The sequence below is a fragment of the Mesorhizobium silamurunense genome (assembly GCF_014843825.1).
Taxonomy (GTDB): Bacteria; Pseudomonadota; Alphaproteobacteria; order Rhizobiales; family Rhizobiaceae; genus Mesorhizobium; species Mesorhizobium silamurunense.
Genome location: NZ_JHQR01000265.1, coordinates 1 through 12,549 on the forward strand (window position 1 = coordinate 1; position 12,549 = coordinate 12,549).

A 12,549-nucleotide genomic window follows, 5' to 3' on the forward strand; every position below is an offset into this window, starting at 1 on the left:
CGTTCCGCCCGAGCGATGCGCCCGGATGATGTCGGCGGCGTCGCGGTAGAAATTGGCGAAGGCCTCGATGTAGCCTTCCGGGTGCGCGGCCGGCATGCGGGACACGCGCCGGGCTTCCGCCGCCGAGCCGTGGCCGCCGCGCACCAATATGCGGGTCTCCTCGCCATAGGGCGAGAAGCGCAGTTCCTCCGGCCGCGTGCCCGACCATTCGAGCCCGGCCTTGTCGCCATAGATGCGCACCGAGAGGTCGTTGTAATGGCCGGGCGAGGTCTGGCTGGCGAGGATGGTGCCCCGCGCGCCGCCATTCCAGCGCACCAGCACATGCGCATTGTCGTCGAGCCGCCGTCCGGGCACGGCGGTGAAGAGGTCTGCCGAAACCGCCTCGGCCTCGAAGCCGGAAATGAAGCTCGCCAGGTTGAAGGCGTGCACGCCGATGTCGGCCAGCACCGCCGATTGCCCGGCGCGCGCCGGGTCGGTGCGCCATTCGGCCTGCTTCTGTCCTTGTGCGTCGATCGGCTGCGTCAGCCAGTCCTGGATATAGGCGCCATGCACGGAAACGATGCGGCCGAGCGCGCCCGCCGCCACCATCTCGCGCGCCTGCCGCACCATGGCGTAGCCGGTATTGTTGAGCGTGACGACGAAGCGGCGCTTCTTCGCGCGCGTCAGTGCCACCAGCGCTTCGGCCTCGGCAAGCGTCATCGACAGCGGCTTGTCGCAGATGACGTCGATGCCGGCCTCGAGGAAGGCAGTGGCGATCGGCGCATGCAGGTGGTTGGGCGTGACGATGACCACCGCCTCTATGCCGTCAGGCCGCGCCGCTTCGGCTTTCGCCATGGCGTGGTAATCGGCATAGCTGCGCTCGGGCGCGATGCCGATCTCGGCGGCAGAGGTCGCGGCATTTTCGGGATCCGAGGAAAGCGCGCCCGCGACGAGCGAAATCTGGTCGTCGAGCCGCATGGCGAGGCGATGCACAGCACCGATGAAGGCGTTGCGACCACCGCCGACCATGCCGACCGTCAGGCGTTTGCGCGAGGTTCCGTCGGCGGTTGCATAGACCACGTTTCGATTTCCTCCCTCAATGTCGATCAGTTGTGAGCGCCGCCGCCGTAACTTTTCGAATGATATTTCTATTTTTCGTTTTGTAAAACTCTTGTGCCGCGATAGCGTTTGCCCGTGGCCCGGTCGATGGGCCGCATCCGGAGGAAGGGTTCGGATGTTCCAAGCCGTCAATGAGTACGTCGTATGAGCGGCCGTCGCAAAGCAGCCGATGAGCCGTCTCCGCACAGCCTGGAGACGGCGGCGAGAAAACGCAGCCGTTCTCTGGCAGCGTTCGGCTACACCAAACCACAGACCTATGAAGAGCTGCGCGCCGTGCTGTCCTCCGGCACCGTGCATTTCCCGAAGCGGCTTCGCCAGGTCGCCATCTTCCTGTGGCAGCATCCGAGCGACGTTGCGCTCGGCACGATTGCCCAGGTGGCGGACCAGGCCGGCGTGCAGCCCTCGACCCTGGTGCGCTTCGCGCAGATCTTCGGCTATGCCGGATTTTCCGATTTCCAGGGCCTGTTCAAGGACCACATGAAAGGGTCCTGGCCGGAAGGGCGCCAGCAGGGCAGCCAAGAGCCTGCGGCAGAACCCAACGCCAATCTGCATTTCCTCAACGGCATGGTCGGCGCTTCGCAGGCCTCGCTCGGCCGCATCGGCAGCGGTTTCGATACCGACAGTTTCGAAAAGATGGTCGACCTGCTTGCGGGAGCCGAACTGATCTACGTCATCGGCAGCAAGCGCGCTTTCCCCGTCACTGCCTATCTGTCGCTGACGCTGTCGCAACAAGGCGTGCGCAACGTGCTGGTCGACAATGTCGGCTCGACCGCGTTCGACCAGGTCGGCTGCATAAGCCGGCGCGACGCGGTGCTCGCCGTCTCCTTCAGCCCCTACAATTCGATCACGCCCGACCTGGTCGCCGTCGCGCATGAGCGCGGGGCATGCATCGTCGCCATCACCGACAGCACCTTTTCGCCGCTGGTGAAACTTTCGGACACCTGGCTGGAGGTGGTGGAACAGGATTTCGCCGGCTTCCGCTCGCTGGCCGCTTCGCTGGCCGTCGGCATGGCTTTGGTCCACGGCATCGTCGCGCGCCGGACAGGCTGACCGGCACGGTTGACTACAGGGAACTATCCTTCCATATTTGAAAAAATAGAAACTTTATTCCGGGAGGAGGAATGGAGGTTCGGCTCGACGGCAAGGTGGTGCTGGTCACCGGCGCGACGCAAGGCATTGGCCGTGCGATCGCCGAGACGGCTGCACGCTCCGGCGCCGAAGGTCTGCTGGTCACTGGCCGTAACCGGCAACGCGGCGACGCTGTCGCGGCAGAACTGGCGGCGATCGGCGCGCCTGCCGCTTTCGTCGCCGCCGACCTCGGCGACCCGGAGACTCCTGCGCTGCTTGCCGGGGCATGCATCGAGCGCTTCGGCCGCATCGACGGCCTGGTCAATGCAGGGGCTCTGACCGACCGCGCCTCCTTCGTCGACGCCGGCCTTGACCACTGGGAACCATTGTTCGCCGCCAACGCCCGCGCGCCTTTCTTCCTGATGCAGGCGGCCATCGCCGACATGAAGAAGCGCGGACAGGGCGGCGCCATCGTCAACATCCTGTCGATCAATGCGCATTGCGGTTCCCCCGAGCTTGCTGTCTATTCCGCCACCAAAGGCGCGCTGGCAACGCTGACCAAGAACGCCGCCAACGCCCATCGCTTCGACCGCATCCGCGTCAACGGCATCAATGTCGGCTGGACCGACACTCCGGCCGAACGCGTCATGCAGGCCGAAACGCTTGGCCATGGCCCGGGCTGGCTCGACGCCGCCAACGCCGCGCAACCCTTCGGCCGGCTGTTCTCGGTGAACGACATCGCCAACCTCGCCATCTTCCTGCTCTCCGACGCGGCCGGCCCGATGACCGGCGCGCTGATCGACCAGGAGCAATGGGTGGTCGGAGCGAACCGGTGAGCGCCGCCGGGCGCCTCGACCCCGCCTTGCTCGGCCGCTTGCCGCCGGAGGTGGGCACTCCAGCCTACGACCGCGCGGCGCTCAAGCCGGGCATCGCGCATATCGGCGTCGGCGCCTTCCACCGCTGCCACCAGGCCGAATACACCGACGACCTTCTGGCAACGGATTTCGACCGCTGGGGACTGGTCGGCATCAACATCCGCCCGCCTTTGCTTGGCCAGACGCTTGGCCGGCAAGGCGGTCTCTACACGCGGCTGATCCGCCAGAACGACAAGGTCGAGGCCCGCGTCATCGGCAGCATCGTGCGCGTCGTCGACAGCCAGGACGACGCCTTCCCGGCGCTCGAAGTGCTTTCCTCGCCCGACATCGGGATGGTCACCATGACGGTGACCGAGAAGGGCTATTGCCACATCCCCTCGAGCGGCGCGCTCGACCTCGACCACCCCGACATCGTCCACGATCTCGCCAACCCGCAGACGCCGCGCAGCGTGCCCGGCATCCTGGCACGGGCGCTTGAGCTGCGCATGGTCTCGCATGGCCGGCCGGTGACGCTGCTGTCCTGCGACAACATCCCGGCCAACGGCACCATTCTCGGCAATGTCGTGCGGACTTTCGCCGAACGGCGCGGCAGCGGACTGGCGGACTGGATCGAAGCCAGTGTCGCCTTCCCCTCGGCCATGGTCGATCGCATCGCGCCGGCGACGACAGAGGCCGATATCGATATCGTGGAGGGGCGCTTCGGCTATCGCGACAGCGCCGTCGTCGTCGGCGAACGCTTCCGCCAATGGGTGATAGAGAACCGTTTCGCCGGTCTCGTGCCGCGCTGGGACCGTGTCGGCGCGACCTTCGTCGACGACGTCACGCCGTTCGAGCATCTCAAGATGCGGGTGCTGAACGGCGCCCAGACGACGCTTTCCTATCTGGGCGTGCTCGGCGGCTTCGAGCACACATCGGACGCCATGGCCGACCCGGTTCTTGCCACCTTCGTCCGCCGCATGCTGAGCGAAGAGACGCTGCCGACGCTGATGCCGGTTCCCGGCATTTCGCCGCCGGCCTATGTCGAGCAAAGCCTTGCGCGCCTCACCAACACGGCGATCCGCCACCGCAATCACCAGATCGCCACGGACGGCTCGCAGAAGATCGCGCAGCGCCTGCTCAACCCGATCCGCGACCGCCTGGCGAAGGGCGAAAGCATCGCGCTTTTGTCGGTGCCCGTCGCCGGCTGGATGGCCTATCTGGTCAAGGCTTCCGCGCGTTTCGGCCGCGCCTGGCCGGTGTCCGACCCCTTTGCCGAAAAGATCGCGGCCATTGCCGATCGTATTGGCGCGGACAGCAAGGCCCTCACCGATGCGATCCTCGCCATCGATGCCGTCTTCGATCCGGCGCTTGCCGCCGACGCCACATTCCGCGCGCACGTCATCGCCGCTCTCGAAGGCCTGCTTTCGGACGACCCGATGGGCTTTGTCGGACAAGTCTGCGCTGAGCCAACAGATGTCCGGTTGAAGCAGCCGGCCCGATCTGCATAGTTAGGAGCTGGGAGGGACTATGAAGCTTGGACTGCTCACCGCACCGTTTCCGGATACGCCGCTCGGTGAGGTCGCCGGCTGGGCGCGTTCGGTCGGCTTCGAGGCGCTTGAGATCGCCTGCTGGCCGAAAGCTTCCGGCGCCGGCCGCCGCTACGCCGGCACCAGCCATATCGACGCCGCCGGCACCTCCGCCTCGGAAGCGAAGGACATCGCCGCCGAGCTTGCCGGCAAGGGCCTGACGATCTCCGGCCTCGGCTTCTACCCCAATCCCCTACACCCCGATCCGGCGCATCGCGAGGCCGTGATCGATCACCTGAAGAAGGTGATCGTGCTGGCGAGCCGCATGGGGGTCTCTCTGGTCAACACCTTCTGCGGCGGCGACGCCTCGAAGACCGTCGACGCCAACTGGGAAACCGCGCAAGAAATCTGGCCCTCGATCATCGCCCACGCCCGCGAGCACGGCGTCAGGCTCGCCTTCGAGAATTGCCCGATGATCTTCAGCTATGACGAATGGCCGGGCGGGCACAACATCGCCTACTCGCCTTATGTCTGGCGCCGCATCCTGGAGGCCTGGGGCGGCGATGTCGGCATGAATTTCGACCCCTCGCATCTCGTCTGGCAGATGATCGACAAGGAGCGCTTCATCCGCGAGTTCGGCCCGCACATGCTGCATGTTCATGCCAAGGACCTGATGATTGATCATGATGGTTTGTACGAGCGCGGAATTCTTTCCGCCGGCATAGGCTGGCAGGTGCCGCGCATGCCGGGGCTGGGCGACATCAACTGGAGCACCATCTTTTCGGGTCTCTACCGGGCCGGGTATGACGGTCCGGTCATCATCGAGCATGAGGACCGCCGGTTCGAGGGGAGCGACGACAAGGTGAAGCGCGGTTTCCTGCTGGCCCGCGACGTGCTGCGTCCCTTCGTCAAATGAAGGAACAACGGCTTGGCTCCGATCGCATTGGAGCCCTAGAACTGCAACTGACAGTCAATGTGGAGGAGTACTGAAATGAAGAAATACATGACCATGGCCCCACTACTTGCAGGTGCTGCCCTGCTCGCCTCGGTGGGCGTCTCGTCCGCCGAAGGCAAGTACACGATCGGCATTTCCAACACCGTACAGGGCAATGGCTGGCGCGAGGAGATGATCTGCGCGATGAAGGCGCAGGCGCTTGCCTCCGGCGAGGTGGCGAAGCTCAACATCGCCCACCGCAACACCGACGCCGCCGGCCAGCTCGAGGACATCCGCAACCTGATCAGCGCCAAGGTCAACGCCATCGTCGTCAACCCGGCCGACCCGGCAGGCATCAAGGCTGGGCTCGAGGAAGCCACCAAGGCCGGCATCGTCGTCGTCGCCGTCGACCAGGCGGTGACCGAGCCTTCCGCCTACATCATCTCCAACAACCAGGAACAATATGCCTATCTCGGCGCCAAGTGGCTGTTCCAGCAGATGGGCAGCAAGGGCGAGGTGCTCTACATGCGCGGCGCCGCCGGCGCCTCCGCCGACAGCGATCGCGACAAAGGCTTCAAGAAGGCGCTGGCCGAATTCCCGGATGTTAAGGTCGCGCAGGAGGTGTTCACCGGCTGGCAGCAGGACCAGGGCAAGCAGCAGATCCTCTCCTTCCTCGCCACCGGCACGCCGATCAACGGCATCTGGACCTCCGGCATCGACAACGTCATCGTCGACGCGCTCGTCGAGCAGCAGGCGCCGATGGTGCCGGTGGTCGGCGCCGACAATGCCGGTTTCGTCGGCCAGTTGAACACGGTCAAAGATCTGGTCGGCGCAGCCGTCACCAACCCCGGCTCGATCGGCGGCGCCGGCGTCACGCTGGCGCTGCAGATCCTCGACGGCAAGAAACCGGCGCAGCAGACCGTCCTGGTCGAGCCGCAGCTCTGGGAAAACGCCACCGACGAGGGCAAGGCCAAGCTGAAGGCGGCCGCCGATCCGTCGCTCAGCCCCGAATGGCCGGTCTCGATCTCGATCCCGGACTGGACCACCTATACCAAGGAGCAGATCGTCGCCTGCAAGGGCCCGGGCGAATAGGTCTGGGCTTCCGCCTTCCCCCCCGGGGGGAAGGTGGATCGGCGCGCAGCGCCGAGACGGATGAGGGGTGCTGGAAGGAATGAGGCGTTGGTGTTTTCTGGAACACCCCTCATCCGACCTCGCTTCGCGAGGCCACCTTCTCCCACAAGGGGAGAAGGGGCCGCTCTGCAATGCGCCGTGCAAGCGTGACGTACTGTTGCATCAAAACAGGCCATACAACCCGAGACCCGAACGCTTTGACCAGCAACCCTCTCCTCGACGCCACTGGCGTCGCGAAAAATTACGGCGCGGTTGCCGCGCTGCGCAATGCGTCGCTATCGGTGCTGCCGGGCGAAGTCCATGCACTGATGGGCGCCAACGGCGCCGGCAAGTCGACGCTGGTGAAGATCCTGACCGGCGCAATCCGGGCGGACGCCGGCCGCATCCTGATCCGCGGCGAGGTCAGCGACGTGCGCTCGCCCGCCGCCGCGCGCCGTGCCGGGCTGCTGCCGGTCTACCAGGAGCCGGCGCTGATCCCCGACCTCAATGTGCTTTCCAACCTGCGGCTGACCGGCACGCCGGTCGAGCCGTTCCGTGCCTGGGTGCGCGAGCTTGGCATCCCCAATCTCGACATACGCGAGACCGCGCGTGACATTCCACTCGCCGTGCTGCGCGTGCTCGACCTCGCGCGCGCGCTCGCCGTCGAACCCGACGTGCTGCTGCTCGACGAGATGACGGCGGCACTTCCCGCCAACCTCGCCGAAAAGGTGTTGGAAGTCGTGCGCCGCCAGGGCGACAGCGGCCGCTCGGTCATCTTCATCTCGCACCGTTTCGTCGAGATTTCGGCGCTGTGCGACCGAGCCACGGTGTTGCGCGACGGCGCCACCGTCGGCGTCGTCGACATCGAGCCGGGCATCGAGGAAAAGATCGTCGAAATGATGCTTGGCGCCCGCATCGAAAAGACCAGCGTCGCCGCCGCGCGGATGGCAAATGAGACGCCAGCCGCCAAAGACAGCCACCCTCGGCTCTCGGTCCGCAACCTGCAGCTCGGCACCAAACTGCATGACGTCTCCTTCGATCTCGCCAATGGCGAAGTGGCCGGCGTCGTCGCGCTCGAGGGCCAGGGCCAGGACGAGCTCTTCGCCGCCCTCGCCGGCTCGATCCGGCCGGCCGGCGGCACGATCGCTGTCGATGGCGCACCGGTAAAATTCTCGCATCCGAGCGATGCCATCCGCGCCGGCATCGCCTATGTCCCGGGCGACCGCACCGAGGCGCTCGCCATGCAGCGCTCGGTGCGCGAGAACATCGCGCTCCCCTTCAGCGCGGCACCGCGCAAATGGGGGCCGATCAAGGCGCGCAGAGAGCGCATGGTGGTTTCCAGCGCCATTGGCCGGCTGCAGATCGACACCCGCGCGCAAGGGGAGGTGCAGCGCCTTTCCGGCGGCAACCAGCAGAAGGTGACCATCGCCCGCTGGATCGCGGCGGATGCCCGCACCATCCTCTGCTTCGACCCGACACGTGGCATCGATGTCGGCACCAAGCAGGAGATCTACAAATTGCTGCGCGAGCTCGCCGGCCTCGGCAAGTCGGTCCTCTTCTACACATCCGAACTGGAGGAGGTGCAGCGTGTCTGCGACCGCGTCATCGTCATCTTCGGCGGTCGCGTCGTCGACACCTTCCCGGTCGAGCTGGCCGACGAGCCGGCGCTGATGCGGGCGGCCTACGGCCTGCCGCGCGGCGCCAGGGAGGATGTCGGCATCCTTGCCGACGTCAGGCCCGCGTCCGATACGGAGGCCGCGCCATGACCCGCTTCCTGCGGCGCCAGGGCTGGGTCGCCGGCCTGTTCGCCCTGCTCGTATTCCTGTTCGTCATCACCAAGCTGATCCAGCCGGGCTACGGCAGCGGCGACTTCGGCTCGCTCGCGCGGGCAGTTTTGCCCTACGCTTTTGCAGTGGCGGCGCAAACCGTCGTCGTCATTGCCGGCGGCATCGATCTCTCCGTCGCCGCCATGATGGCGCTGACCAGCGTCACCGCCGCCTCGATGATGAACGGCGCCAGCGAGGAATACGCATTCTTCGTCGTGCCCTTCGTGCTGGCCATGGGGCTGGTGCTTGGCGCGCTCAACGGCTTCCTCATCGTTATCACCCGCGTGCCGGATATCGTCGTCACTTTGGCCACGCTGTTCGTGCTGCAGGGGGCGGCGCTGCTGGTGCTCGACGCGCCCGGCGGTGCCGCCGCCGAGTGGCTGAAGGCAACCGTCGTCGGCACCATGCCGATCCCCTACCTGCCGGATTGGGCCGATGCCTGGGTTCCAAAGGCGCTGGTGCTGCTCGTCGTCTGCCTCTTCATCGTCTGGATCCCGCTCCGGCGCTCGCGCCTCGGGCTCTCCATCTACGCCATCGGCAGCAACGAGCTCGCCGCCTTCCGCAGCGGCGTGCCGGTGGCGCGCACGAGGATCGTCGCCTATGCGCTCTCTGGCCTGTTCGGCGCGCTCGGCGGCCTTTCGCTCACCATCAGCACCGGCATCGGCGCGCCGATCCCCGGCCCCTATCTGCTCGCCAGTGTCGCCGCGGTGGTGCTGGGCGGCGTCGCGCTCGGCGGCGGCAAGGGCGGCCTGCTCGGGCCGATCATCGCCGTCTTCGTGCTCAGGCTGGTGCGCACCGACCTCACGCTTCTCGCTATCGACCCCAACGTCACGGCCATCATCGAGGGCGCAATCATGGTCGCCGTCGTGATGTTCGGCGCTTTCATCACCATCCGAGGCCGCCCGGCAGGAGCAACGCCATGACGAACAGCGCGACCTTGCCCCAGCCGGCCCCCTTCGGCCGCCGCTTGAAGCGCTTCATGGCGGACCGTCCAATCATTCCGTTGATCATCCTGCTCGTCATCCTGGTGATGATCCTGCAGATCCTGCGCCCCGGCATCGTCAACGAGCGCTGGATCGCCAACACGGCGAAGTTCGCCATTCCGCTGGCGATCCTCGCCGGCTGCCAGACCATGACCATGCTCACCGGCGGCATCGATCTCTCCGTCGGCACGGTGGCGACGATGAGCGCCTTCATCATGGCGACCCAGATCGTCAACCAGGATCCGGCGGTGGCATGCGTCCTCGCCATGCTGCCGGCGTTGCTGATCGGCCTCGTCAACGGCATCGGCGTCGGCGTCTTCCGTGTCCATCCGCTGATCATGACGCTCGGCACCAGCCTGATCGGCACCGGCTTCCTGCAGGTCTACCAGCGCACCGTGATCGCCTCCGGCGCCAGGATCCCGGATTTCCTCAACTGGCTGGGCACCGGCCTCACCTACGGCTTCCCCAACGCGCTCTTCCTGTTCGTGCCGGTGGCGGTGCTGATCGTCTTCACGCTCAACCGCACCGGCTTCGGCCGCCTGCTCTATGCCGTCGGCGACAATGAGCACGCGGCGAGACTCTCAGGTGTCCGCTACTGGCAGGTGGTCACGGCGCTCTACGTCATCTCCAGCCTGCTCGCCGGCATCACCGGACTGCTCTATATCGGCCTGATCAAGGCGCCGTCGCTCTCGCTCGCCGAGCCGCTGGTGCTGCCCTCGGTGGCGGCGGCCGTGATCGGCGGCACCTCGATCTTCGGCGGCCGCGGCGGCTATATGGGCACCATCATCGGCGCGCTGATCCTGACCGTGCTGACGACGCTGCTCACCATTCTGCACATGCCCGAAGGCGGCCGCCGCATCCTTTTCGGCTTCATCGTCCTGTTCGTGACCGCAGCGTATTTGAGGATCATCGAGGACCGGTAGGAAGTCAGGAAGCGGATGCTGGCTGCGACGCTATCGCGCCCTGCCATGCGTTGCTGGCGGACAGCGGGAACACTATAGGTGTTCCATCGTGCGCGAAGACATTCACACGACGGGCATCCCGGTCCTATGCGTTTCATGCGAAGCGCGGCATCGCGGCATATGCGGTGCGCTCAACCCCGATCAATTGGTGACGCTTTCCAAGTCGACGAAACGGCACAAGGCCGAGACCGGTAGGGAACTGGTCAGCGATGTGGGAAGCGTCGATCGCTTCTCCAACGTGCTTTCGGGTGTCGTGAAGCTGACCAAGACGCTTTCCGATGGCCGCCAGCAGATCGTCGGCCTCCAGTTCGCTCCCGACTTCCTCGGCAGACCCTTCCAGGCCGAGAGCACGCTGACCGCCGAGGCCGCGACCGACGTCGAGCTGTGCTCGTTCCCGCGCCAGGCGCTGGAGCGCATGATGAAGGAGCAGCCGGACCTTGAGCATCGCCTGCTCGAACAAAAGCTGCGCGAGCTCGACCAGGCGCGCGACTGGATGGTGACGCTCGGCCGCAAGACCGCCGCCGAGAAGATCGCCAGCTTCCTTCTGATGATCGCGCGCAACATCGATCCCGTCGCAGGTCCCGAGCGCCGCGGCGCTTCTTTCGACCTGCCGCTGTCGCGCGCGGAAATCGCGGATTTTCTGGGGCTCACCGTGGAGACGGTGAGCCGGCAGATCACCCGCCTGCGCGGCGAGAAGGTGATCCGCGTCGAGAACAACCGTCACGTCATGGTCGACGACATCCAGCGTCTCGCGGCACGCGCCGGCGACTGATCCCGGCACTACGCTTTATCGGCGGCCGAGAACCTCGGGCAGCACATGGTCGCGTTCGAAGGCGATGTGGCGGCGCATCGATTTGAACAGCGCCCGCAGCATGTAGCCGAAAGCCTCCGGGTTCTCGATCGGCCGGCCATGGCCGCAGGCAAGCAGCGCCTCGCCGAGGTCCGCCGCCGCGCAATCGTCCTCCATGTGCTCGAGCTTAAGCCGCGCCACGATCTCCTCGCCGCCCGTTTGCCGCGCGAAGGCGGGAAAGACGACGTCTTCCTCGAAGCGGTGGCACTCACGCAGCAGCGGCAACAGGTCCGCCGCCACCGCCAGACACTGCAGGCGGTCGACCCGCGACGGCAGGTCGTCGGCGATGCCTTCCAGCATATGGCAGAGCGCAAGCATCTGCATATGCGCGCTTCATGTCGGCCGGATTGCGGAACGGCTCCGGCTTTGCGCCCGTCATGGTGGCTCCTCCGTCCAGGCTCAAGGCGTGGGCAGGGCGACGGTATCTTCGATCGGCTCTTCGCGAACGGTGCGCAGCTCGTACCAGAGCGCGTTGAGGATGCCGACGGAGGCGACCAGTCGGAGGCCGAGGACCCAGGCGAAATACCACACGGCAAGAACTCCGGTTTCTATCAGCGGGCGGACGAGCCGACCGGATCGTCGTCATCTCCTCTCATCGCGCGTCGTCGCTTCGCGACGCCCGCACGATCGAGTTGCAACCTTAAAGCATGTCTCCCGAAAGTGGGACCGGTTTCGGGACAAAGACATCTTGAAATCAAAAACTTGAAGCGTGTCGCGTGAATCTCACGCGACACGCTTTAGTCAGGCCGCTGAGCTGTCCTGCTCTTCCGCATTCGGATCGCCCGGCGCCGTCGCCCAGGCAAGTTCGACCAGCGTCACCGTGCGGCGGCCGGTGCCGTCGATCTGGCAGACGATGAGGCCCTGCTCCTCGATATAGTCGAGCAGCCGGCGCGCGCGGCGCAACGAATGCGAGCCATAGGCGCGGGCGATCGTCGCGTCGCTCGGGCAGGGCCAGCCTTCCTTGGCGGCCCTCGCGATCATCATGAACACGCCCTGCATGTCCTCCGGCAGAAGCGAGGCGCGCACCGAAACATCCCGCCATGCATCGTCCTCCGCCATGTCGGAGCCGACGCCGGCACGGGCGCGCGTCAGCATGCGGCGGAATTCCGAAAGGTCGGGCACCACCGAGGCAAGGGCCTCGATGCGGCAGCGGACCACGAACTCCTGGTAGAGCACGCCGATGACGCGGAACCCGGCGTCGGGCTCGGCCAGGATGGCGCGCAGGATGCGGTCCATCCGCTCACGCCGCTCGGCGAGGTCTTCGGCGCTCGGCTGCGGCTCGGCCGGTTCCGGGCGGATGTCCAACGGAGCAGCCTTGGCCGCCATGAGCTGATCGAG

The 12,549-nt window shown here is 66.1% G+C and carries 12 protein-coding genes and 1 pseudogene; 9 read left to right on the forward strand and 4 right to left on the reverse strand.

The window, feature by feature from the left end:
* A partial coding sequence (locus DH10_RS27415) for a Gfo/Idh/MocA family protein (RefSeq protein ID WP_192385571.1) occupies nucleotides 1–1,059 on the reverse strand: 1,059 nt, incomplete at its 3' end.
* 183 nt (nucleotides 1,060–1,242) lie between these two features.
* Between DH10_RS27415 and DH10_RS27420 the strand changes: the two genes are divergently transcribed.
* The 9 genes from DH10_RS27420 to DH10_RS27460 all read left to right on the forward strand — a co-directional run bounded on the left by DH10_RS27420 (nucleotide 1,243) and on the right by DH10_RS27460 (nucleotide 11,133).
* Entirely contained in the window at nucleotides 1,243–2,148 is a 906-nt protein-coding gene (locus tag DH10_RS27420) for a MurR/RpiR family transcriptional regulator (protein WP_192257889.1), read from the forward strand.
* Between the two features lie 71 nt (nucleotides 2,149–2,219).
* Nucleotides 2,220–3,002: an SDR family oxidoreductase gene (locus DH10_RS27425; protein ID WP_192257887.1), complete on the forward strand. Its 783-nt coding sequence runs from the start codon at nucleotides 2,220–2,222 to the stop codon at nucleotides 3,000–3,002.
* The gene (locus DH10_RS27430) at nucleotides 2,999–4,528 is read left to right on the forward strand and encodes a mannitol dehydrogenase family protein (RefSeq protein ID WP_312891360.1); all 1,530 of its coding nucleotides are present in this window, start codon (nucleotides 2,999–3,001) and stop codon (nucleotides 4,526–4,528) included. Before DH10_RS27425 ends, DH10_RS27430 begins: the two co-directional genes overlap by 4 nt.
* A 19-nt stretch (nucleotides 4,529–4,547) precedes the next feature.
* On the forward strand, nucleotides 4,548–5,462 hold the full coding sequence (locus DH10_RS27435) for a sugar phosphate isomerase/epimerase family protein (protein WP_192257883.1): 915 nt from the start codon (nucleotides 4,548–4,550) through the stop codon (nucleotides 5,460–5,462).
* Nucleotides 5,463–5,537: 75 nt separating this feature from the next.
* The gene (locus DH10_RS27440) at nucleotides 5,538–6,572 is read left to right on the forward strand and encodes an ABC transporter substrate-binding protein (protein WP_192257881.1); all 1,035 of its coding nucleotides are present in this window, start codon (nucleotides 5,538–5,540) and stop codon (nucleotides 6,570–6,572) included.
* A gap of 236 nt (nucleotides 6,573–6,808) precedes the next feature.
* The gene (locus DH10_RS27445; RefSeq protein ID WP_192257879.1) at nucleotides 6,809–8,356 is read left to right on the forward strand and encodes a sugar ABC transporter ATP-binding protein; all 1,548 of its coding nucleotides are present in this window, start codon (nucleotides 6,809–6,811) and stop codon (nucleotides 8,354–8,356) included.
* Entirely contained in the window at nucleotides 8,353–9,339 is a 987-nt protein-coding gene (locus DH10_RS27450) for an ABC transporter permease (RefSeq protein WP_192257877.1), read from the forward strand. Before DH10_RS27445 ends, DH10_RS27450 begins: the two co-directional genes overlap by 4 nt.
* The gene (locus tag DH10_RS27455) at nucleotides 9,336–10,322 is read left to right on the forward strand and encodes an ABC transporter permease (RefSeq protein ID WP_192257875.1); all 987 of its coding nucleotides are present in this window, start codon (nucleotides 9,336–9,338) and stop codon (nucleotides 10,320–10,322) included. The genes DH10_RS27450 and DH10_RS27455 overlap by 4 nt, the downstream gene beginning before the upstream one ends.
* An 88-nt stretch (nucleotides 10,323–10,410) precedes the next feature.
* Nucleotides 10,411–11,133, forward strand: a complete 723-nt coding sequence (locus DH10_RS27460; protein WP_312891359.1) for a Crp/Fnr family transcriptional regulator — start codon at nucleotides 10,411–10,413, stop codon at nucleotides 11,131–11,133.
* A gap of 15 nt (nucleotides 11,134–11,148) precedes the next feature.
* On the opposite strand, the gene DH10_RS27465 is transcribed toward DH10_RS27460, so the two are convergent.
* The 3 genes and pseudogenes from DH10_RS27465 to DH10_RS27475 form a co-directional block, all read right to left on the reverse strand.
* Complete coding sequence (locus tag DH10_RS27465; RefSeq protein WP_192257873.1) at nucleotides 11,149–11,535, reverse strand: hemerythrin domain-containing protein; 387 nt, start codon at nucleotides 11,533–11,535, stop codon at nucleotides 11,149–11,151.
* 75 nt (nucleotides 11,536–11,610) lie between these two features.
* Nucleotides 11,611–11,742 (reverse strand): cytochrome bd-I oxidase subunit CydX, encoded by a 132-nt coding sequence (gene cydX / locus DH10_RS37280; RefSeq protein ID WP_192257871.1) that lies wholly within the window; start codon nucleotides 11,740–11,742, stop codon nucleotides 11,611–11,613.
* Between the two features lie 210 nt (nucleotides 11,743–11,952).
* A pseudogene (locus DH10_RS27475) lies at nucleotides 11,953–12,549 on the reverse strand (helix-turn-helix domain-containing protein); the annotation flags it as partial.

What these genes read in the sequence shown, in the direction of transcription:
- DH10_RS27420 (WP_192257889.1), top strand. Translation starts at nt 1,243, where the DNA reads ATGAGCGGCCGTCGCAAAGCAGCCGATGAGCCGTCTCCGCACAGCCTG.
- DH10_RS27425 (WP_192257887.1), top strand. Translation starts at nt 2,220, where the DNA reads ATGGAGGTTCGGCTCGACGGCAAGGTGGTGCTGGTCACCGGCGCGACG.
- DH10_RS27435 (WP_192257883.1), top strand. Translation starts at nt 4,548, where the DNA reads ATGAAGCTTGGACTGCTCACCGCACCGTTTCCGGATACGCCGCTCGGT.
- DH10_RS27440 (WP_192257881.1), top strand. Translation starts at nt 5,538, where the DNA reads ATGAAGAAATACATGACCATGGCCCCACTACTTGCAGGTGCTGCCCTG.
- DH10_RS27450 (WP_192257877.1), top strand. Translation starts at nt 8,353, where the DNA reads ATGACCCGCTTCCTGCGGCGCCAGGGCTGGGTCGCCGGCCTGTTCGCC.
- DH10_RS27455 (WP_192257875.1), top strand. Translation starts at nt 9,336, where the DNA reads ATGACGAACAGCGCGACCTTGCCCCAGCCGGCCCCCTTCGGCCGCCGC.
- DH10_RS27465 (WP_192257873.1), bottom strand. Translation starts at nt 11,535, where the DNA reads ATGCAGATGCTTGCGCTCTGCCATATGCTGGAAGGCATCGCCGACGAC.